At 61.9% G+C, this 21,719-nt stretch carries 17 protein-coding genes and 1 pseudogene; 9 read left to right on the forward strand and 9 right to left on the reverse strand.

Annotation, left to right across the window (positions count from 1 at the left end; translation table 11 throughout):
* Positions 1–146 precede the first annotated feature (146 nt).
* The 9 genes and pseudogenes from ACLEJW_RS12890 to ACLEJW_RS12930 all read right to left on the reverse strand — a co-directional run bounded on the left by ACLEJW_RS12890 (position 147) and on the right by ACLEJW_RS12930 (position 10,603).
* Positions 147–1,211 (reverse strand): lipocalin-like domain-containing protein, encoded by a 1,065-nt coding sequence (locus tag ACLEJW_RS12890; RefSeq protein WP_440777679.1) that lies wholly within the window; start codon positions 1,209–1,211, stop codon positions 147–149.
* Positions 1,201–3,648, reverse strand: a complete 2,448-nt coding sequence (locus tag ACLEJW_RS12895) for an FtsX-like permease family protein (protein WP_440777680.1) — start codon at positions 3,646–3,648, stop codon at positions 1,201–1,203. The genes ACLEJW_RS12890 and ACLEJW_RS12895 overlap by 11 nt, the downstream gene beginning before the upstream one ends.
* The gene (locus ACLEJW_RS12900; protein ID WP_313298756.1) at positions 3,648–4,304 is read right to left on the reverse strand and encodes an ABC transporter ATP-binding protein; all 657 of its coding nucleotides are present in this window, start codon (positions 4,302–4,304) and stop codon (positions 3,648–3,650) included. The genes ACLEJW_RS12895 and ACLEJW_RS12900 overlap by 1 nt, the downstream gene beginning before the upstream one ends.
* A gap of 82 nt (positions 4,305–4,386) precedes the next feature.
* Complete coding sequence (locus ACLEJW_RS12905; RefSeq protein WP_313298752.1) at positions 4,387–5,175, reverse strand: IclR family transcriptional regulator; 789 nt, start codon at positions 5,173–5,175, stop codon at positions 4,387–4,389.
* A gap of 80 nt (positions 5,176–5,255) precedes the next feature.
* The gene (locus ACLEJW_RS12910) at positions 5,256–6,713 is read right to left on the reverse strand and encodes an amidase (protein WP_440777681.1); all 1,458 of its coding nucleotides are present in this window, start codon (positions 6,711–6,713) and stop codon (positions 5,256–5,258) included.
* Positions 6,710–8,020, reverse strand: coding sequence for a citrate-proton symporter (locus ACLEJW_RS12915; protein WP_313457497.1), 1,311 nt, complete (start codon positions 8,018–8,020; stop codon positions 6,710–6,712). The genes ACLEJW_RS12910 and ACLEJW_RS12915 overlap by 4 nt, the downstream gene beginning before the upstream one ends.
* A 70-nt stretch (positions 8,021–8,090) precedes the next feature.
* Positions 8,091–9,278, reverse strand: a complete 1,188-nt coding sequence (locus ACLEJW_RS12920; RefSeq protein ID WP_313457500.1) for a M20 aminoacylase family protein — start codon at positions 9,276–9,278, stop codon at positions 8,091–8,093.
* 294 nt (positions 9,279–9,572) lie between these two features.
* Positions 9,573–9,689, reverse strand: a pseudogene (locus tag ACLEJW_RS12925) (IS5/IS1182 family transposase); the annotation flags it as partial.
* Positions 9,690–10,360: 671 nt separating this feature from the next.
* Positions 10,361–10,603: a hypothetical protein gene (locus tag ACLEJW_RS12930; RefSeq protein ID WP_440777682.1), complete on the reverse strand. Its 243-nt coding sequence runs from the start codon at positions 10,601–10,603 to the stop codon at positions 10,361–10,363.
* A 647-nt stretch (positions 10,604–11,250) separates the two neighbouring features.
* Here ACLEJW_RS12930 and ACLEJW_RS12935 point away from each other — a divergent pair.
* The 9 genes from ACLEJW_RS12935 to tssH all read left to right on the forward strand — a co-directional run bounded on the left by ACLEJW_RS12935 (position 11,251) and on the right by tssH (position 21,654).
* The gene (locus ACLEJW_RS12935; RefSeq protein ID WP_440777683.1) at positions 11,251–11,805 is read left to right on the forward strand and encodes a hypothetical protein; all 555 of its coding nucleotides are present in this window, start codon (positions 11,251–11,253) and stop codon (positions 11,803–11,805) included.
* 96 nt (positions 11,806–11,901) lie between these two features.
* Positions 11,902–12,387: a hypothetical protein gene (locus tag ACLEJW_RS12940; protein ID WP_440777684.1), complete on the forward strand. Its 486-nt coding sequence runs from the start codon at positions 11,902–11,904 to the stop codon at positions 12,385–12,387.
* A gap of 427 nt (positions 12,388–12,814) precedes the next feature.
* Complete coding sequence (locus ACLEJW_RS12945; RefSeq protein WP_313298734.1) at positions 12,815–13,564, forward strand: hypothetical protein; 750 nt, start codon at positions 12,815–12,817, stop codon at positions 13,562–13,564.
* Between the two features lie 64 nt (positions 13,565–13,628).
* Positions 13,629–14,162, forward strand: coding sequence for a type VI secretion system contractile sheath small subunit (gene tssB / locus ACLEJW_RS12950; RefSeq protein ID WP_145192780.1), 534 nt, complete (start codon positions 13,629–13,631; stop codon positions 14,160–14,162).
* 14 nt (positions 14,163–14,176) lie between these two features.
* Positions 14,177–15,679, forward strand: a complete 1,503-nt coding sequence (gene tssC, locus ACLEJW_RS12955) for a type VI secretion system contractile sheath large subunit (protein WP_145192782.1) — start codon at positions 14,177–14,179, stop codon at positions 15,677–15,679.
* 32 nt (positions 15,680–15,711) lie between these two features.
* Positions 15,712–16,194 carry a type VI secretion system baseplate subunit TssE gene (gene tssE, locus ACLEJW_RS12960; RefSeq protein ID WP_145192784.1) on the forward strand — a complete coding sequence of 161 codons (483 nt, stop codon included), beginning with the start codon at positions 15,712–15,714 and terminating at the stop codon, positions 16,192–16,194.
* Positions 16,194–18,026 (forward strand): type VI secretion system baseplate subunit TssF, encoded by a 1,833-nt coding sequence (gene tssF / locus ACLEJW_RS12965; RefSeq protein ID WP_440777685.1) that lies wholly within the window; start codon positions 16,194–16,196, stop codon positions 18,024–18,026. The genes tssE and tssF overlap by 1 nt, the downstream gene beginning before the upstream one ends.
* The gene (gene tssG / locus ACLEJW_RS12970; RefSeq protein WP_145192788.1) at positions 17,990–19,060 is read left to right on the forward strand and encodes a type VI secretion system baseplate subunit TssG; all 1,071 of its coding nucleotides are present in this window, start codon (positions 17,990–17,992) and stop codon (positions 19,058–19,060) included. The genes tssF and tssG overlap by 37 nt, the downstream gene beginning before the upstream one ends.
* On the forward strand, positions 19,057–21,654 hold the full coding sequence (gene tssH, locus ACLEJW_RS12975; protein ID WP_440777686.1) for a type VI secretion system ATPase TssH: 2,598 nt from the start codon (positions 19,057–19,059) through the stop codon (positions 21,652–21,654). Before tssG ends, tssH begins: the two co-directional genes overlap by 4 nt.
* The last annotated feature ends 65 nt before the right edge of the window (positions 21,655–21,719 follow it).

Here is a 21,719-nt window from a genome sequence, read left to right on the forward strand (position 1 = left end):
TTGTGGGGGCGGCCTTGCGTCGCGATAGCGGTGCGCAGCGCCCCCAGTAAGGTAGCTTCGCAGCTGGAATTGCCGGGGCCGCTTTGCGGCCCTTTCGCAACACGAGGCCGCTCCTACAAGTGCCCTCCTCAGGACTGAACCCCGCATCAGTAGCCAGTCATCTCCAGATATCCGCGCCCCTGCACACGCCCACCAACCTGTACCGGCCCCTCCCAATACGGAAACCGCGTGCCCATCCAGGCCTCGGATTGCAGTGCATCCACCTGCGCATCCACCTGCACCGCTGGCACCTGCACACGCCAGCGGGTTGGCACGCGCTTGCCATTGCCCTGGTCGGTCCAGGCCAGCGGCGTCAGCTGGATTTCGGCGGCTTGCAGCGGCCGCACGCGCCCGTCTGCCGCTACCCAGGTCCCGGCCCTGTAGGGCGCACCCTGCGTTTCGCGCACCTGAAACAGCATGAGCTTGGCGCCGCCGTCCAGGTGCAGCGAGAACCAGTCCCAGCCGCTCTGCCCTGCTGCCAGCGGTTGACTGCTCCACTCCCGGTCGAGCCAAGCCTGGCCGGTGACCGCGATCCGCCGCCCATCTCGTTCGATTTCACCCGTGACCTCATAGAACGGCTGGCTGTAGTAATACGAGGCTTGGCCCTTGCCGGATTTTTCGCTGTAACCCTGCTTGCCATGCAGCACCAACGGCTTGTCGCTGGCCAACGCCAGGTCGTAGCGAAAGCCCGCGCCGCTGGCCCGCATGCGCAGGTGGCGAATGTCGTCATCGCCTTGCAGTGACCAATCGTCGATCCACGCGCGCATTGGCCCAATCTGCGCGCCAGCCTGGCCGATGCCGCCACGCGCCAGGGTTTCGCTGACCTGATGGCCGTGCAGATCAGTCAACGCGGCGTGCCCCATCCACACGTTCGGGCTGTTCCAGTCAGCTGTCTCCGGACCGGGACGCAGCGCCGAGCGGAACAGCGTCCACTGCACGCCCCAGTCGCGCCCCTCGGCGTCACGCAGATTGGCCGTTACGTACCACCACTCGATGCGATAGCCGTCATGCGCCGCATGGTCGCGGGGGAACTGCAACGCGCGGCCAGGCACCACCTGTTCGAACGCTGCCGCATCGGCGCCCAACCCCGCATAGCTCGAAGGCGGCGGCGCAGGCGCGTCGCAACCGGCGAGCAGGAGCGTGGCCACTGCCACCCACCGCTTAACGTTCATGGCTGAACCGCCGCAACAAATCGCTGGGCTGGCGCCGCGCCAACTGCCACAGCGGCCAGGCGCTGGCCAGCAGGCTGGTCAACACCCCCAGCATCGCCAGCTGCAACAACTGGCCGGGGAACACGTGCCAGGGCAGCCGCCAACCAAAGGCTTGCACATTGACCACGGCCACCAGGCACCAGGCCAGCAGCAAGCCGAGGGGGATCGCGAGGATCACCGTAAAGCCACTCAACATCAGCGTCTGGCCCAAGCTCAACCAGGCCAGCCAGCGTCGCGGCACGCCAAGTGCCCATAATGGCGCCAACTGCCCTAGACGTTGCTGGTCCAAGGTCAGCTGGCTGATGAATAACGCAATACCGGCAACGCCCAGTGTCAGGCTGTTCAACGCCGCCGTCACGGCAAAGGTACGGCTGAAAATCTGCGTCGACCAGCGCTTCAGGCTGGCCTGCTCGACTAATTGCGAAGCGTCCAGGCCGTGGCGCGCGCGCAGCGCTTGCTCCACCGCTGCGACGTGCCCCGGGTGGATCAACAGGCTCAAGCCAGCGAGGCTAGCGGTCGGTGCGTGCTGACGCAGCCAGCCAGCATCGACCAGCGCATGCCCTTTGGGGTTGCCGTAGTCGGCATAGATTCCCACCAGGCGCAACGCCTGCGGCGGCTGGCCCGGCAGCTGCACCGGCGCGCCCAAGGCCAAGCCCAGGCGCCTGACCAATTGCTCGCTGAGCATCACCCCGCGGCCCGCGGACAACTGCGTCCAGGCATCGGCAGTCTGCTCAAGCAGCGGCCAGTGTGCGCGGTAGAACGGATGGTCTATAACACCCTGCACCTGTACCGGCCATTGCTGCACCCGCCACTCCACACGCCAGCTGGGCAGCACCGCGTTCACCTGCGGATCCTGCTCAGCCTGCTGTTGCACCTGCAGCGCCTGGTCTTGATCGCGCGGCGAAACATATAAGTCCGCCGCCAGCCGCTGATCCAGCCAACCGACGAAGGTACGGCGAAAGCCCTCGGTCATGCCGCCCACCCCGACACTGGCGGCCAACGCCAACAGCAATGCCATTAGCGCCAGGCTCAGCGCCGGTAGCTGCTGTCGGCAGTCAGCGACGAACCACTGCGCCAGCGGCCGCGTGGCGCCACGCGCAAGCCCCGCCAGCAGCAACGCCAGTGCGCCCGGCAACAGTAAGGCAGCGGCCAGCAACAGGGCGGCGAGCATGGCGAAGGCGCTGGACAGGTTGTCGCCCAGGTAGCCACAGGCCACGGCCAGTGCTGCCAAGGTCACTCCCGCCAGCGCCTGACGCTTGAGCCACGGCACTTGCGCCAGCCGCCAGGCCTGGGGTTGCGCCAGCGCCAGCAGCGGCAGACGTGCGGCGCGCAGCAAGCTGTCCAGCCCCGCTATCAGCGCGCCGAGCATGCTCACTGCAACCCCGGCAAACCACCAGTACCACGGCAGGTGCAGCTGCCCAGCGACCTCGGCGCCATAGAGCCCGCGCAGGCTCGAAGCAAAATCTGGCAGCAGCGCGGCCGCCAGCACGTACCCCGCCCCCACTCCAGCCAAGCCGCCCGCCAGGGCGAACAGCCCCAGCTCGAGCGCCAACGCGGCCAACAGCACGCGCAGGCTCACCCCGCAGGCGCGCAAGGTGCGCATCAACCCGCGGCGCTGCTCCAGCGCCAAGCCAATGGCCGCATGTGCAATGAACAGGCCGACGACAAACGCCAGCAAGCCCAGCGCTGTCAGGTTGAGGTGAAAACTGTCGGTCAGGCGCTGCAAATCGGCGTCGTCCTGCGCAGGTTGCAACAAGAGCCGTTCGGCGAGCGCAGCCGGCAGGGGCTGATCGCTGGTGCTGAGCAGGCGCGTCAGCTGTCCGGGCGCATCGAGCAAGGCCTGAGCGATGCCGATATCGACCAGCATCACGCCTGGCGCCAGTTGCGCTTTGACCAACAGCGGTGGCAATGCCCGCCCCGCCAGCGTGCGCGGCGCAGCGCCGAGTTGCGCGAAGGTGTCCGGCGCGACCCAGGCCTGGCCGGGTGCGTTGATGAACGCCTGCACATCGACACTGGCCGGATCTGCCCCAGCCACCGCCATACCGGGCAGCAGGCTCAGGGGCTCGATGCCGATCACCCGGATGTGCGTTGTCGGCGCCTCGGCCAGGCGCAGCCGCCCCTCCAGCACCGGCGTCACCGCCCAGCCCAATTGGCGAAGTTGCACGTACAGCGCCTGATCGAAACGCTGCCCGTCACGCGCGACGATTTGCGCGTGCGCCGGCCCGCCAAGCACCGCGCGCGCCTGGGCGTAATCGCTTCGCGCCTGGGCGTTGAGCGCCTGCACGCCGGTCCACAGCGCCGTGGCCAGCCACAACCCGGTGAACACGCTGACGCATTGCAGCCGGTGACGGCGCCAATGGCTGGCGAGTGCCTGCAAGCTGATCAATAACTGCGCCATCAGCCTTGCACCCGACCTTGGTGCAGCACGCAGCGATGTTGCAGGCATGCTGCCAGCCGCGGGCTATGCGTCACCATCAGCACGCTGCTGCCAGCCTCGCCGACCAATTGCAAGAGCAACGCCAGTACCTCGTCGCTGGTGGCCTCGTCGAGGCTGCCGGTCGGCTCGTCGGCCAGCAGCAGCGAAGGTCGGCTGGCCAGCGCGCGGCCGATGGCGACTCGCTGTTGTTGGCCACCTGAGAGCTGTTCGGGGTAACGGTCCAGCAGCGCCGCCAAGCCCAGGCGTTCGGCCAGGTAGGCCAGCCATGTGGGATCATGGCGGCCCGCCAGGCGCGCCTGGAATGCCAGGTTGGCAGCCACATCCAGGCTGCTGATCAGGTTGTACTGCTGAAAGACCAGACCGATGCCCTCACGCCTCCAGCGCGCCAGGGCAGCCTCGTCGTGACTGGGCAAAGGTTGCCCATCGATCAGGATGCGGCCGCTGTCGGCGCGGTCCAGGCCCGCGACCAAATGCAGCAACGTGCTTTTGCCGCTGCCCGATTCACCCATCAAGGCCAGGCTGCTGCCACGCGCCAGGGTCAGGTCGACGCCGCGCAGGACCTGCAACGGGCCTTGGGCGGTGGGAAAGGTCTTGTGCAGTTGCTCGATGGCAAGCATGGGTTACCTGGCTGAAGGTGATCGCAAGGGCATGGCTTGGACCTCGCACCCGGGGCACGGATTCATTCGCGTTGCCGCAGCGTCACTGCACCGAAGCCTGATTGCCCAGCGCGTGCTGCACCTGCCCCACGGTGTTCGCCAGGCTGTTCAGGTGCAAACCCAGCACCTGTTCGACCGGAGCCTGGTCCAGCGGCCAATGCAAGGCGATGCTGCCGGCCAGGCGGCCCTGCACCCGCACTGGCAGGGCAATCGCGCGGATCAGAAACGGCAAACGCACCGGGTACTCCCAATGCCCTTCCGTGCGCTGGCCGAAGCCCCGCTGCGCATCGGCCTGCAGCTCGCGCAGCCACTGCTCGCCGCCCGATGGATCGTGCCGCGCCAGGCGCAGTACCTCCTCCGAGGCCAACTCTTTGAGGCACGCGCGGCCCATCGCCGAGTGAATCAGGCTGGCATGCTGGCCGACGATCTGGCAGTTGCTTGGATAACGCTTGCGCAACACCTGTGGAATGGCGCTCTCCATGACTTCCAGGCGCTCGCCATCGAAGCACGAGAGATCCACCACCAGCCCCGTGCGCTCGCTGAGTTCCAGCAACAAGGGCGCGGCGCTCTCCACCAACTGGCGCTTGAAGCGCTGCTGGCGGTCGCCGAACAGGCGCCGGGCGCTTAGGCGATAGCGCCGGTCGCTGAGGCCGCGATAGACCCAGCCCTGCTCCTGGAGGGTGGCGAGCATGCGAGAGGCGGTGGCCTTGGGCAGGCCGGTGAGGTAGTGCAGTTGTTCGAGGCCAAGCGCCTGATGCTCGCCCAACAGCTCGACGATGGCCAGCGCACGCTCCACCGAGCGCACGCCGCTGCTGTCTGTCGCTGTGCCCATGTGTCCGACCTCCCTGTCTGCCTGTGATGAGCTGCCTGTAATGAGCACAACCCCAGCAATATACGGGCCGGCCACCCACGTCAGCCCTGTTGCAAACGCGGCGGCGGCCGCCGCGCCACCCAGCGGGTCAGCTGTTCGTGGGCGTAGGCCAGCTGCAACACCGCTTGGTCGGCTTGAGCCGGCCCGATGATCTGCAGGCCCATCGGCAGCCCGGCAGCGTTGAATCCCACCGGCACGCTCATGCTCGGCAAGCCGGCCAGGGTTGGGCCGATCACCACTTCCATCCAGCGGTGGTAGGTGTCCATCGCCTGCCCTGCGATCTCCTTCGGCCAAGCCTCGGCTGCGTCGAAAGGAAACACCTGGGCCGACGGCAGCAGCAAATAATCGTAACGCGCGAACAAGGCGCCGACCGCCTGATACCAGGCACTACGGTCCAGCGAAGCCTGGTACAGGGCCGCTGCGCCCAGCAGCTCACCGCCCTGCACTTCCCACTGCGCCTGCGCGTTGAGCAGCGGCCTTTTGGCCGGGTCGGCGTAGGCTGCTGCCAGATTGCCGTGCACCAGGAAGTGGCGATGGATCAGCCAGCATTGCCACAAGCGCGCCGGGTCGAAGCCAAGCTGGCACGGCTCGACCGTGCAGCCCAGCTCGGCGAAATCGGCCAAGGCCGCCTCGCAGAGGGCCATCACGCCAGGTTCCATCGGCAGATAACCGTCGTAGTCGCCGAGCCAGCCAATTCGCGCGCCCTTGAGGTCTCGCTGCAAGTCTGCAGCGAAATCCTGCCCGCCATCATTGAGCGACAGCGGCGCCCGCGCATCGTACCCGGCCTGCACGCTCAGCAACCGAGCTACGTCCGTCACGCTGCGCCCCATCGGGCCCTCGGTAGCGAGCTGCTGCATGAACAGCTCAGGCGTCGGCCCATACGGCACGCGGCCCAGTGAAGGGCGCAGACCGAACACGTTATTGAACGCCGCAGGGTTGCGCAGCGAGCCCATCATGTCGCTGCCATCGGCCACCGGCAGCAGCCGCATGGCCAGCGCGGCGGCGGCACCTCCGCTGCTGCCACCGGCGACACGGGTGCAGTCGTAGGCATTGGTGGTGGTGCCGAACAGGCTGTTGTAGGTCTGCGAGCCGAGGCCGAACTCCGGCACGTTGCTCTTACCGATGATGATCGCCCCACTGGCGCGCATGCGCGCCACGCTGATGGCGTCGTGCGCCGGCACCTGCTCGGCGAACAATGGCGAACCCAGGGTGGTGCGCAGCCCCGCCGTGGCCGCCAGGTCCTTGATGGCCTGGGGCATGCCGTGCATCCAGCCGCGAGAGTGACCGCGCGCCAGGTCGCGGTCGCAACTGTCGGCTTCGGCGAGCAAGGCGTCGGCTGCGCGCAGCGAGACCAGCGCATTGACCGCCGGGTTGAAGCGCTCGATATGGCTCAGGTACGCCTGCATCACTTCACGGCACGCCACTTGCCGGCCATGAATGGCTTGCGAGAGCGCGTCGGCCTCGAGGGCGACAATGGGGTCGATCGCTGATGCGGTCATGGTTTCACTCCCAGTTTGTAGGCAACGGCCCGGCCGCTACGCGGGGCTTCTTTCAGGCAGTACGTGCCCAACAAGGTCAGCAGGCAGGCGAACAATACATAGAACGCCGGGGCCACCGGTGTGCCCAGCGCTTTGCTGAGCCAAGTGACGATCAGTGGCGCGAAGCCACCGAACACCATCACCGCCACGTTGTAGGCCACCGACACGCCGGTAGACCGTACCTCGACCGGGAACTGCTCGGCCAGCGCGGTCGGCGCTGGGCCGAAGAACCCACCGATAGCCGTGCACAAGAGCAATTGCATCACCAGCAAGCGCTCGATCGATGGCGCGGCGGCCACCCAGACATACAGCGGGTAGACCATGACGAAAAACGCCAAGGTGAACGCCATCAGCACCGGCCGTCGCCCGAGCCGGTCCGACAGCGCCCCGGCCAGCGGAATGACCACGGTCATCAGCCCCACCGCCAGCATCTGCACCAACAGCACCTGGTCCAACGGCAGGCCAAGGTTGTGGTGCGCGAAGGTTGGCATGTTCACCAGCACCACGTAGAACGACACCGTCGCCCCGCACGCCAGGCCCATCGACACCAGCAGGCTGCGCCGATGCTCACGCAGCACCTGCCATACCCCTGGTGCCTGGCCCTTGGCCTGTTGGCGCGCCTGCAAGAACTCCTCGGGCTCCTCCATGTGCTTGCGAATCCACAGCCCTACCGGCCCAATCAACAACCCCAACACGAACGGGATCCGCCAACCCCAGCTGTCCAGTGCGGCCGGCGTGCACAAATGCGTGACCAGGGCCACCATCGCAGCGCCGGAGAACACCGCCAGGCACTGCCCCACCAGCTGCCAGGAGCCATACAACCCCTTGCGGTGGGCAGGCGCGCTCTCCACCAGAAATGCAGTGGCGCTGGCGTACTCTCCGCCAGTGGCAAAGCCCTGGAGCATGCGCGCCACGACGATCAACAGCGGTGCGCCCATGCCGATGGCCAGGTAGTTGGGGGCGAAAGCGATCATTGCGATCGACACGGTCATCAGGCGAATGATCAGCTGCATGGCGGCCTTGCGGCCCTTTCGGTCTGCGTACACACCCAACAGCACGCCACCGACCGGGCGCATGAAAAAGCCGACGCCGAATGTCGCCAGTGCCATCAGTAGCGAGGCATAGCTATCGTCGGAGGGGAAGAACTGGCGCGCAATGATGCTCGCCAGAAAGCCATAGACGATGAAGTCGTACCATTCCAGGGCGTTGCCGATCACCGCCGCGACCACTTGCCGGGTACGCGAGGCGCCGTTATTGGACATCTGCATGCGGAGTACTCCCAGGGAGGGGAAGCTGCAAGTCGCGAGCTTCAAGCTGCAAGAGAAGGCAGTACGGATTTCAGGGCTGCTCGGTCGGTGGTCGGTTGAGCCAGCGCTCAGCCAGCGCGGCCCAGTAGGCTGCTCCGGTAAGCAGGATGTCGTCGTTGAAGTCGTAGGCGGGGTTGTGCACCATCGGGCCTTGTACGCCGTTGCCGATGAACAGGTAGGCACCCGGGCAGCGTTGCAGCATCCAGGCGAAATCTTCGCTGCCCATCAGCTTGCGGGTATTGCCATCGACCCTGTCGGCGCCGAGCAGCTCGATTCCGACCTCGCGAGCGAAGGCATTCGGCGCTGCGTGGTTGACCAGCACGGGGTAAGCCGGGCGATGCTCGATGTGTACGCTACAGCCCAGGCTTTGCGCCTGGCCCTCGATGATCGCCCGCACCCGGGTCAGCATCTGCTCGCGTACCTGCGCATCCAGCGCGCGCAAACTCAGCCGCAACAGTGCGCGTTGCGGGATCACATTGGCCGCCTCTCCGGCTTGCAGGGCGCCAACGGTAACCACCGCCGCTTCCTGTGTATCGATATTGCGCGCCACCACGGTCTGCAACGCCATCACCACGCTGGCCGCTGCCACTAACGGGTCGACCGTCAAGTGCGGCATGGACCCATGCCCACCCACGCCTTCGAGGGTGACGGTGAGCAAATCCTGCGAGGCCATCATCGCCCCGTCACGAAAGCCCAGATGCCCAGCCGGCAGGCCTGGCATGTTGTGCATGCCGAACAGCGCCTCGCACGGGAAGCGCTCCAGCAGCCCATCGGCAAGCATCGCCTGCGCCCCGCCCTGACCCTCTTCGGCCGGCTGGAAGATCAACGTCAGGGTGCCATCGAACCGCCGCGTCGCCGCCAGATAGCGCGCCGCGCCCAGCAGCATGGTGGTATGCCCATCGTGACCACAGGCGTGCATGCAGCCCGGATGGCGGCTTGCGTAGGCCGCACCGCTGGCCTCCTCGATCGGCAGCGCGTCCATGTCCGCACGTAAGCCCAGGGTGCGCGAACTGCTGCCATTGCGCAGCACCCCCACCACACCGGTCTTGCCGATGCCTGCGTGGACTTCATAGCCCCACTGCTGCAGCAGCGCAGCGACCAGCGCCGAGGTGCGGCTTTCTTCGAAACCCAATTCAGGGTGAGCGTGAATATCGTGACGGATGCTGTGCAGGTCGCTGGCGACGTCGCTGAGCCAGGCCAGGATGTGTTGATGCTGCATGGGCAAATCTCCTCGCGCGGGTGGCCCCGTTCTTGTTGTTCGCTGTGAGAGCACGACGGTCACGGCAGGTCGTGTTGGCCACAGATAAACGCGGGGCGCGTGAGGGTGCAAACGAATGTGGTTCCGCGTGGTGGAACCTCGACAGGCAGGGGTGAACGTCTGTAAGAATTCGGCGCTAGTCGACGGAGGTTCAGCACATTGAATAATGTCTTAGGCGCTGTACGAAAAGAGATGGCGTTTACGTGGGCGGCCACGTTGGCTTGCTGGAATGCTGACTTCGTCCAGCAGTGGTTATGCGTAGCACCTGTCACTGGCTTGAACGCCAGGGAGAAGGAAGCGTAACGGGGTCCCGTTGGCATCGCAGAGCATGTGGATTTTGGTTGTCAGGACACCCCGACTGCGAGCTAGCGCTTGCTGCGATCCAGCAGCATCAGTATGGTCCGGCTGTTCAAAGCATCGCTGTCATAGTCCAGCGCTGAGTGCCCAGCACTGATCTGCTCCGGCGGGCGTATGAAACATTCGATTACTGGGAAATTTCAAGCGGTATGGCCCTGTATTTTGCACCTAACGACTCACCAACATTCAGGAAATTCTGCGACACGTACGTCACGCTCACTTCAAAGAAATCGAAATCTAATCCATCAATGCAGGTGTTCGAATCAGAAAGAGCAAGAGTGTATTCATTTCTTATCTCTAATCTTCCAGGGTGATTTTCATAGGGAGACCACTGGAATCTATCGTGATTGAAAAAACCAGTTAGATTATCCAGACACCCTTCCGTTGCAGGTTTATATTGTAGCGCATGAAATTTTCCTCTATCTAAGCACATAATAATCCTCCAGAAATCAGGCTACGCCATCTGCAGCACCGACGACGGCCACCTCTATCCTAATGCGCAGCTATTTATCTTCAGAATTAAGTTTAACGAAGCCGGTGCAACACTATCAGTGACCCTAACAAACTACAGAGTATCGCACCACTTAGACGACCACTTTGATTATTATTTTTAAAGATTAGCTTATATCAGCAATACAGCAGTTTTTTGCGCGATAGGCAAGAGGTACTAGTATCAAGCTAACGCCTCAGGCGTCATTAAATCCCAATGCCAGCCCAGGCTCAACACCTTCAATATCTACCATCAATAACGGCTGAGCCGCCCCCTCACCTTTTTGACGGCATGCCGTGATCACTGAGAAATTCGGGCCAACGCCCCCGCCTAAGACATGGAATCCAATCACATGAACTTGTACGGCCACCTGCTCACCTTCACCTTCAAGTGCTACCTTGGGAAAATCCAGACTTAAGCACTCTGGCCAATTCAGCAAAATTCACCAGGGACAATGCTAGGTCTTTTAATATCTGATCTAAACTTATAGCTACCTCGAAACTGAGGGTTATTCAAACTGGGCACTAGAGCGATATCTTTAGGACTGTCTAGACCATAAACGTAGCATTGCCAGGGGGTCATACCCCAGACAAGTATTAACAATCCTTCCTCAAAGAGCTCATTTGCGATTTCTGTCTCACAAAACGCATCTTTCAGATTTCGATCTTGCCATTTTTTTGGCCTCCCATCTCTCTGCAGGAGAGACGTTCACCGCAATAATTTTTGCCAGAATTTCCGGTCGGTTTCTTCAAGCAGGTGAGCGAACTTGTCGAACTTGAGTAACGGCTTTTGCTATGGAAAAGCTTCGGCGAACGAAAAATTTACGTAGACAGCTCTATATTTCAGCCAAGAAAACCAAGAATGAGACGAATGAAAAATCATCTACATATGTGGACTTCAAACCGAACCTGTGATAGTTATATTTTGGTGTCTCACTAAAACTGGCAGCGTCTCTAGCAACGGAAAATATCTCTTTTGGTATTAGAAATTATTCAAATGAATCCATCTTATCAATGGATGGCCCAGTGTACCTGAGCTCCCCTCCTTGCCCTCTCTCCCGACGTTCAACCTTCCAAAGTTTTGATCATGACTACTGAACCTGCTGAATTCCACGAACGCTCCCCGCACCTGTTTCGCCTCATGGCGTTCGCGACTGGTCTGGCGACCTTGATCCTAGGCATCCTGTCAGCTTATTGGCTGGCGAGGGATATCCTGCCGTTATTCGGAAGGTTACTAAGGGATGCCCCAATCGTGGTGACACCCTATCTGGCCTTCATGCTCATCGCCATGTGCACAGTCACTCCAATCGTCGTTGTAACCTCACTGCATGCCTGCTGGCGTGCGCAGAAATTCGACCCGTCGCCCCAGTCCCGGATGTTCCGCTTCCAACGTAACTCCTACAAACTGACAGTCTGGTCGATGATCTTCATCTCACCGGCGCTGGCGGTACTTGTGACCCTTGGCCTCTGGGCGAAAGGTTATACGCCCTGCCAGAAACTCTTGATTTCAGGGTCAGCCTGGCGAGTGTATTGGGTCAATGATGCGCGGTATTGCTACAAACCTGATTTCTACAACAGTGACGAGCAGCCCTGTAAATACGTTGGCAACCGGACGTTGTGCACGGAGGGTGGACGCCAGTAATCGTTGCAAGTGAACCTGAGCGTCATGGATGAATAACCGATCTACACAAAGATCACCCGCATTATCCCCTGGAAGATCAGATTACTGGCTGGCGGCATGATCATCGCCCTGCTAGCGGTCGCAGCCTCTCGGCTCATGCCTAGATCAATTACTTGTACCCGTTGTACGGCAGGCTGCTGCGTGGAGCGTCTGTGGTGGAACCGCCCTACTTGGCGTTCGGCCTGCTCATGGCTCCCCGGCGGTGGCCATACTGCTGGTTGGCTGTGTGACAAGTGTCTTGACCGGAAAAAGTTCGACCCACCCACCGGCACCCCTCAGCATCGCTTCCAGACCCTGATGTTCGGGGCTTCGCTGAAGACGCTGCTTTACGTCGCCCCTGCCGTGGCGATCCTGACGACGCTTGCATTGCTTGGCAAAGGCTATTCGCCCTGCCCCAGGCTGCTCATCTCAAGCTCTGCCTGGCAGTTGTTCTGGGTCAGCGATGAACGCGCGTGCTTCAAGCCAGACCACTACATCAATGACAACTGGCCCTGCAAAGTCATCAACGGCAAGGACTTCTGCGTGCAGGTCGACGGCCGCTGAGCCACCCTCCAACGCGTCATATTCCGTCGCATGGCCATCATTCAGACGTAACCCGATTAGTACCGCAGCCCTGCGGCGCAAAGCAAAAAATGAGACGAAGTTCACTTTTTGAAAAAAACTTTTCATGCGTTTTTGCGCGGCTCATACAGCCCGCGTAAGCCTTGCCTTCCGGGGCTCAGGCCCCATTTTCTCAGCCCTTAAGCGCTCGCCAATATCACGGCGCCATCATTGCGCCGCATCACAAAACAGGGAAAAAATCGCGCCCCTCGTCGGAACTTCCTCCGCACTTTAGTGACTTAATCGGCATTGCTGGCAACTCGATATTCATTTGCCAGTACGCTAGTTGCCTCAGCGGAGAGGCGAGTTTTTTCAGGTCCACGCCATTGGCGTTTCAGGACGATCAAGCAGGCTCATGGACGATGTACCAATGACACAGACATTCGATGTCGAAGCACTGATCAAGCTGCGTAGCCAGACGCGGGCGATCTCCGATGCGCTCAAGGCGCAGGCGGCCGATTACCTCGCCACCGTGGCACCGCTGATCCGTCCGCAGAGCCTGTTTGGCGAATACCTGCAGGGCGCCCAGCGCAGCAGCGGGCGCGAAACCCAGGGCCATTTCCAGTCACTGATCGAACTCTACGAGCGCATTGGCTCAGCCGCGCCGTTCCAGCTGGTCAGTGAGCTGGAAGTACCCCTGAATCTGATCAGTACCACCCCTGAATTGTTTCCGTTGGAATACGACAAGGTCCTCGAGCAGAGTGGCCAGGTCATCCGCATCACCAGCCCGACGCGCTGGGTGGTCGGCTTCCATGCGTTCGAGCTGGCGCAGTTTCGCACCGTCATCAAAGACCCCAACCGCAGCAGCGCCGAGCTGTACCGCTTCGTGGTGCACTACCTGGTGCTGTTCTATTGCCTGAGCAAGTCGCCCGGCCTGGGCCGACTGTTCGAGGGCCTGCGCTTCGGGCTGAGTTTCGAGCGCCTGAAAGGTTTCGGCGACTTGCCATTCTGCGTCATCAGCTCGCCGGTGCGCTCGGAACTTCCCGATGATTCGGTCATCCGTAGCAGCACGCAGATTGCCGGCAACACCAGCTTCGAAGAGCTGGTCGGTCGCGACAACATTCTGGAAATGAACGACGAAATCCGTCAGCGCCTGCTGCTGACGATCGAAGGACTGTAACGCGCCAGCGCCCGGCACGGGCGGCGCAATGATTCGCAGCGAATTGCTCGCACTGGAGAACACGATGGCGAAGAAGGAAAGCACCCAGCACAAACTCGACCGCGTTCGCGCGCCTCGGGTCCATATCACCTACGACGTGGACATCGGCGATGCGCTCGAAAAAAAGGAGCTGCCCTTTGTCGTTGGTGTGTTGGGCGACTTCTCTGGCAACCCGCTGGAACCACTGCCCAAGCTCAAGGACCGCAAGTTCGTCTTCATCGACCGCGACAACTTCAACGGCGTGCTCAAGGGTATCAAGCCGCGCTTGACCTACCGCGTCGACAACACCTTGGCCAAGAACGGCACGCAATTGGGTGTGGAACTGAACTTCAACAGCCTCGAAGACTTCGAGCCACAGAACGTGGTCAAGCAGGTCGAGCCGCTGCGTAAGCTGCTGGAAGTACGTAACAAGCTGGCCGACCTGCGCAACAAGATGGGCGGCAACGACAAGCTCGAAGAGCTGCTGATGGACGTGCTGCAGAACACCGAGAAGCTGAAAACCCTAGGCAAGGAATTCGGTCGCGAAGCCGCCGTACCTGCCGACGACGGCAAAGCGTGAGCAGGAGCCAGACGATGACCGACAAGCAAGCATTGCCCCAACAGGAATCCGACCTGGTCGAGGTTGAACACTTCGCGCCCCAGGCATCCCTGCTCGACAGCATCATTTCCGAAAGCCGCGTGGCCCGCTCGGAAACCGAGCGCAGCCGCACACGCGACCTAATCGGCGAACTGGTCGGCCAGGTGCTGGAGGGCGAATTGACGCCCAGTAAAGACCTGATTGCCGTGCTCGATGCCCGTATCGCCGAAATCGACGCGATGCTCTCAGAGCAGATGAACGAGATCATGCACGCCAGCGAGTTCCAGCAGCTGGAAGCCTCTTGGCGGGGCCTGAAGTACCAGGTCGACCAGACAGAGACCAGCACCACGCTGAAGATTCAGTTGCTCAACGCATCGAAGAAAGATTTGGTGCGCGACTTGAAATCCGCCTCGGAATTCGATCAGAGCGCGCTGTTCAAGAAAATCTATGAAGAAGAATACGGCACCTTCGGTGGTGCCCCTTTCGGCATGCTGGTCGGTGACTACGAGTTCACCCGCAGCCCCGAAGACATGTACCTGCTCGAAGAGATCTCGCACGTTGCCGCCGCGGCTCACGCACCGTTCATTTCTGCGGCATCGCCGGAGCTGTTCGGCTGGGACTCGTTCACCGACATGTCCGGCCCGCGCGACCTGGCCAAGATCTTCGACACCGTCGAATACGCCAAGTGGAAGTCGTTCCGCGCCTCAGAAGACTCGCGCTACGTCGGCCTGACTCTGCCGCACGTGCTGGGTCGTCTGCCATATGGCCCGGATACCGTGCCGGTGGACGAGTTCAACTTCGTCGAGAGCGTCGACGGGCGCGACCACAACAAGTACCTGTGGATGAACGCCGCCTACGCCCTCGGCACCCGCGTCACCGATGCCTTCTCCCGTTACGGCTGGTGCGTGGCGATCCGTGGTGTGGAGGGTGGCGGACTGGTCGAAGGTCTGCCGACTCACACCTTCAAGACCGATGACGGCGAAATCGCGCTCAAGTGTCCGACCGAAATCGCCATCACCGACCGCCGTGAGAAAGAGCTGTCCGACCTGGGCTTCATCCCCCTCGTGCACTGCAAAGGCACCGACTACGCCGCGTTCTTCGGCACCCAGTCGACTCAGAAGCAGAAGCAGTACAACACTGACATCGCCAATGCCAACGCCCGCCTGTCGGCGCAACTGCAGTACATCTTCGCCACCTCGCGGATCGCCCACTATATGAAGGCGATCATGCGCGACAAGATCGGCAGCTTCGCTTCGCGCAAGGACGTCGAATCGTTCCTCAACGAATGGCTGGCCGACTACGTACTGCTCGACGATACCGCGAGCCAGGAGGCCAAGGCCAAGTTCCCGCTGCGCGAAGCCAGCGTCGAAGTGGTCGAAGTGCCGGGCAAGCCCGGCGCCTACAAGGCCGTAGCCTTCCTGCGCCCGCACTACCAGCTCGACGAACTGACAGCCTCGCTGCGTCTGGTCGCCGAACTGCCGCAATCCACCCGCAGCTGATCGAACCCGAGCCAGGAAGGCGCCATTCACCCATGAGCCGTAACTATCAATTAGTGCCAACACTGTTGGATCGCTTGCTTGATGACACTCCTCATCAGGCAAGCGAGGCGGTCTCCAGGCGCCTGTGCTCCCTGGCCGATTACAAGGCCAGCCTGATTCGCGACCTTGAAGTGCTGGTCAACACCCGTCAGTGCATGGTCGCCGAACGTCTCGACGGCCGCGGGCAACTGGCTGGCACCATCCTCGAATATGGCATGCCCGACTTTACCAGCAAGGGGGTGCTCAACCCTGAGGACCGACGCCTGATCCAGGCCCAGCTCGAGCGTGCCATCAGCGTCGGTGACAAGCGCTTTCGTGCCGTACGCGTCCAACTGATGACCCAGCAGCTGGGCAACCGCATGCTGACCTTCCGAGTCGATGCCGTGCTGCACCTGCAGGACGCCACACGTCAGGTCTCGTTCGATGCCGTACTGCAGATCAATACCCAAGAATACAAAGTGCAGAACCTCAACTGATGCTCGACGATCTGCTGCCCTACTACGAAAAGGAACTCTCGCACCTGCGCTTTCTCGGGCAGGAATTTGCCCGTGAGTACCCGAAAATCGCCTCTCGCTTGTTGATCGAGGGGGACAATTGTGAAGACCCTCATACCGAACGCCTGATCGAAGCGTTTTCGTTTCTTTCTGCACGCGTCCACAAAAAGCTAGATGACGAGTTTCCGGAGATCGTCGAAGCCTTTCTGGAGGTGCTTTACCCGCATTACCTGCGTCCGACTCCGGCGTTATCGATCGCCGAGTTTTCCGCCGGTAATCGTTCGACTCTGACGGCACGCTACGACATCCCCCGCCATACCGAAGTCGCCTCGCGGAGTATCGAGGGCGTGGCCTGCAGATTCCGCACCTGCTATCCGGTGCAATTGTGGCCTGTGGCTGTGCAGGATGCCTCTTTCACCGAGCTCGAACGCTCGGTGTTCAATGGCCACAGTGCCGACCTCGTGGCGCATCTGAAAATCGGCTTGATCGCCACCACCGACCTGCATTTTGGCCAGTTGGACATCCATTCGTTGCGCTTCTTCCTCGACGGTGAAAGCACACTGATGCTGCAGCTGTACGAGTTGCTGTTCAACAACCTGGCCAAGGCCACCGTCAGCTTCATCGAAAACGGTCAGCGCCGGGAGATCGGCCTGCCGGCCGATGCCCTGCAAGCCGTCGGTTTCGAACAGGACGATGGCCTGGTGGATTACTCGGCTCGCTCGTTTGCCGGGTACCGCTTGCTGCATGATTACTTCACTTTCCCCGACAAGTTCATGTTCTTCGACATTGGCGGACTCAAGCGTAGCCTTGCAGATCGTGACATCAAGGCGATCGAGCTGAACTTCTACTTCTCCCACTTCGAGCTCGGCGAGCGCCTGGCCCGCCTTGCGCAGAACCTGGGTCGGCACAACTTCAAACTGGGCTGCACGCCGATCATCAACCTGTTCAAGCAGCAGGCCGAACCGATCAAGCTAACCCATACCCAGCACGAGTACCCGGTAACGCCAGACGTGCGCCTGCAGGGCAATGCCGAAGTAGTGTCGATCGATCGCGTGCAACGTGTGCGCAAGCTCGGCGGCCGCGACAATGTCAGCGAGTGCAACCCGTTCTTCGAGCCACGTGGCGAGCTCGGCCCCGACGCCTGCTACTGGATCGGCCGCCGCCAGCCGTCGCGACGCGACACCCAGAGCGGCACCGAGATGGTAATCCGCGTGGTGGACCGAGAACTGGACCTGCTCGACAGCAGCAGCGACACCCTCAGCATCGCCCTCACCTGCAGCAATCGCGACTTGCCGCAATTGCTCAGCTATGGCGGCAGCCAGAGTGACCTGAGCCTCGACCAGGACAGTGTGGTCGACACCATCCGCCTGCTGCGCAAGCCCACTGCCACCGCGCGCGTGCCGCTTGGCGACGGCCTGATCTGGCGGCTGATCGCGCACCTGTCGCTGAACCACATGTCGCTGGTAACGCAGGGCAAGGAAGTGCTGCAGGAAATGCTCAGCCTCTACAACTATCGTCGTGGCCTGGCCGTGCGCAAACAGATCGGCGGCATCCTGTCGATCAAAAGCGAGCCCGTAGTTGCCCGCATCGGTCACCCACGGCCGAACTTCGTGCGCGGTGTGGGCATCACCCTGGAGCTCGACGAAAGCCAGTACATCGGCAGCGGTGTGTTCTTGTTCGGCAAGATCCTGGACCACTTCTTTGGCCAGTACTGCACAGTCAACAGCTTTACTCAACTGACCCTACGTACCCGCCAGCGGGAAAAGAGAATCATTAAATGGCCACCCAGAACCGGCGATCAGCCACTGGTCTGATCGACCAGGCGCGTGCTCAGCCATACCGGTTCGAATTCTTCCAACTGGTGCGGTTGCTGCGCCTGCACTACAGCAGAGCGGGACGTATCGATCCAGAAACCCGGCCGCATGACGACCCGCTGCGCTTCCGTTCGCAACTGTCGCTGGCGTTCCCGGTCAGCGAAGTCAGCGAGCTGAAATTCGAGCGCGCTGAACGCACCAACGCAAACGATCAACCCTTGACGGAAGTCCAGGTCACATTCATGGGCCTAGTCGGCCCGTCCGGGGTGCTGCCACGGCCGTACACCGAGCTGCTGATCGATCGTCACATCCAGCACCGCGACGATGCCGCGCACGCGTTCATGGACCTGTTCTCTCACCGCGTGGTCGCGCAGTTCTACCAGGCTTGGCAAAAGTACAAGTTCCATATCGAGCATGAACGCAAAGGGAGCTCGGACTTCGAGCGCTACCTGCTGAGTATGGTGGGCTTTGGCGAACAGGCGCGTCGGCGCAAATTCACCAACAACGATTCAGGCCTGCGCCAGGAACTGTTCAGCTACTTTGCTGGATTGTTCAGCCAGCGCCCGCGCAACCCACAGAACCTACAGGCCATGCTCAGCTTCTACTTCGCCCTGCCTTTCACTCTACGGCCATTTGCTGGGCGATGGCTGAAGCTTGAACGCGAGCAATGCACGCGCCTGGGGCGGCAAAACGCCCAACTAGGGCACAGCAGCGTGATCGGTAACCGCGTGTGGGACTACCAATCGTGCGTGCGGATCGAAATTGGCCCGCTGGAGCTGGCCGACTACCGCCGCTTTCAGCCCGGCACCAAGGACTACCACAAGCTGGTCGAGCTGGTGCGCTTCTACCTCGGCCCCAGCCTGGACTTCGAACTGGCACCGAAGCTCAAGCCTGAGGCCGTGCCCGTCGCCCGCCTGGGCCGCGAAGACGGTGTAGCACTGGGCTGGCTGGGCTGGCTGAAACGCCCTGGCAGCCAGGTGCAGCCTGCGCGCTGCGGCATTTTTAGTATTCCTTTTGATGGGGTCTCGCTGTGAATCTTAAGTCACTGTTTGCCAAGCTCAACGACACCTGCCGCGGCGCCACCGAAAGCGCGGCCGCGCTGTGTCTGGCCGAGCGTCACTATGAAGTGGACATCGAGCACGTACTGTTGCAATTGCTCGAAGGCGATGACAACGACCTGCGGCCCGTGCTGCGCCACTACGGTGTGGTCGTCGAGCGCCTGCAGTCACAGCTGGCAGACGCCCTGCAGGGCTTCAAGACCGGCAATACCCGCACGCCGGCGCTATCGCCGCACATAACCCAGCTCATCGAGCGTGCCTGGGTGCTGGCTTCGATTGAATATGGCACCAGCCAGATTCGCAGCGGCTATCTGCTGTTGGCCCTGCTCGACGACGCCGACCTGCGTCGCCTGCTGCTGGCCAGCGCGGCAGAGCTCGATAAGATCAACGTCGATGACCTGCGCGCCAGCCTCCAGGCACTAACCAGCGCGAGCGGCGAGGCCCAGCAGGCCACGGCCTTACCCGCCGACACCAGCGCCCCTGCCCCGCTGCGCAGCGCGGGCAAGACGCCAGCATTGGACCAGTATACCGTCGACCTGACCCGAAATGCCCGCGAGGGCCGGATCGACCCGGTATTGGGGCGTGAGTTCGAGGTTCGGCAGATGGTCGACATTCTCACCCGCCGTCGGCAAAACAACCCGATCCTCACCGGTGAGGCCGGGGTCGGCAAGACCGCCGTGGTCGAAGGCCTGGCGCTGCGCATCGCCGAGGGCGACGTGCCGGCGCCACTCAAAGGCGTGGCCATCCACACCCTCGACCTCGGCCTGCTGCAAGCTGGCGCCGGCATCAAGGGCGAGTTCGAGAACCGCCTGAAATCGGTGATCGAGGAAACCAAGCGCAGCGTGCACCCGATCATCCTGTTCATCGACGAAGCACACACCTTGATCGGCTCAGGGGGCCAAGCCGGGCAGAACGATGCCGCCAATTTGCTCAAGCCGGCATTGGCCCGTGGCGAGTTGCGCACCATCGCCGCCACCACCTGGGCCGAGTACAAGAAATACTTTGAGAAAGATGCTGCTCTCGCCCGTCGCTTCCAGGTGGTCAAGGTCGAAGAACCTGAAGAAGACCAGGCCATCTACATGCTGCGCGGCCTGCTGGAAAAGATGCAGAGCCACCACCGGGTGGCAGTGATGGACGACGCACTGGTCCAGGCGGTGCGCCTGTCCAGCCGCTACATCACCGGCCGACAGCTGCCGGACAAGGCCGTCAGCGTGCTCGACACGGCCTGCGCCCGGGTCGCCCTGGGCCAAACCTCGCAGCCGGGTCGCCTTGAAGACTGCCTGCGCCTAGTCGACAACCTGCGCACCGAAATCACCCTGCTGGAGGAGGAACAATCCAAGGGCAGCGATCACCAACGCCGCCTGGCGCAACTGCACGTTCAGATCGAACAGGCCAGCCAGCGCCAGCAAAGTCTGCAACAGCAATGGCAGCGCGAGCTTGAATTGGTCAAGCAGATCCACACCCTGAGCGCAGCTAGCGACAGCGATAATCGCGCGGCCTTGGCCGAACTCCGGGTAAAACTGTCCGATGTTCAAGGTGAAGAACCGCTGGTGCACGCCTTGGTCGATGGCGCCACCATCGGCGAAGTGATTTCCGGCTGGACCGGCATTCCGCTGGGGAAGATGCTGCGCGATGAGATCGACACTGTACAACGCCTGCCGGCGTTGATGGCCGAGCGCGTGTTGGGCCAAGACCACGCCCTGCATGAGATTGGTAAGCGTATCAAGATCTCCCGGGCACGCATGGAAGACCCGAACAAACCGATCGGTGTTTTTCTGCTCCTTGGCCCAAGCGGCGTGGGCAAGACCGAAACCGCGCTGGCCCTGGCCGATACCTTGTATGGCGGCGAGCGTAATGTCATCACCATCAATATGTCCGAGTACCAAGAGGCGCACACTGTTTCCAGTCTCAAGGGCTCGCCGCCCGGCTATGTCGGCTACGGGGAAGGTGGCGTTCTGACCGAAGCGGTACGGCGCAAACCCTACAGCGTGGTGCTGCTCGACGAAGTAGAGAAAGCTCACCCTGACGTGCTGGAATTGTTCTTCCAGGTGTTCGACAAAGGCGTCCTGGACGATGGCGAAGGGCGCGAGATCAACTTCCGCAACACCGTGATCATCCTTACATCCAACGTCGGCACCGAGCACATCATGCGCACCTGCCTGGGCGCCGACCAGGTACCGGCACCGGCGCAGCTGGTCGACGACCTGCGCGAGCAGCTCAACGGCGTCTTCAAGCCGGCCTTCCTCGGCCGCCTGAGCATCGTCCCCTACTACCCGGTGCAGGACGCCATTCTCGGGCGCATCGTCGGCCTCAAGCTGGAGCGCATCCGCCAGCGTTTCGAGCGCAACCACCAGGCCCAACTGCACTTCAGCCCGGCACTGGTGCCGGCGATTGCCGCGCGCTGCACCGAAGTCGACAGCGGTGCGCGCAACATCGACAACATCCTCTCTGGCAGCCTCATGCCGGAGCTGGCCGAACAGGTACTGGCACGCATGGCCGAAGATCAGCCGATCAACAGCCTGCGCATTGACCTGGATGAAACCGGCGGCTTCGCCTACAGCCTCGCGTGAGGGTGCGGCCGTTGAAGCAAGGACCATCAGCAGCGTCCCGGGCCAACCAGGCGTTGCCAGAACGA

The sequence above is a fragment of the Pseudomonas sp. SMSB3 genome, assembly GCF_052041965.1.
Taxonomy (GTDB): Bacteria; Pseudomonadota; Gammaproteobacteria; order Pseudomonadales; family Pseudomonadaceae; genus Aquipseudomonas.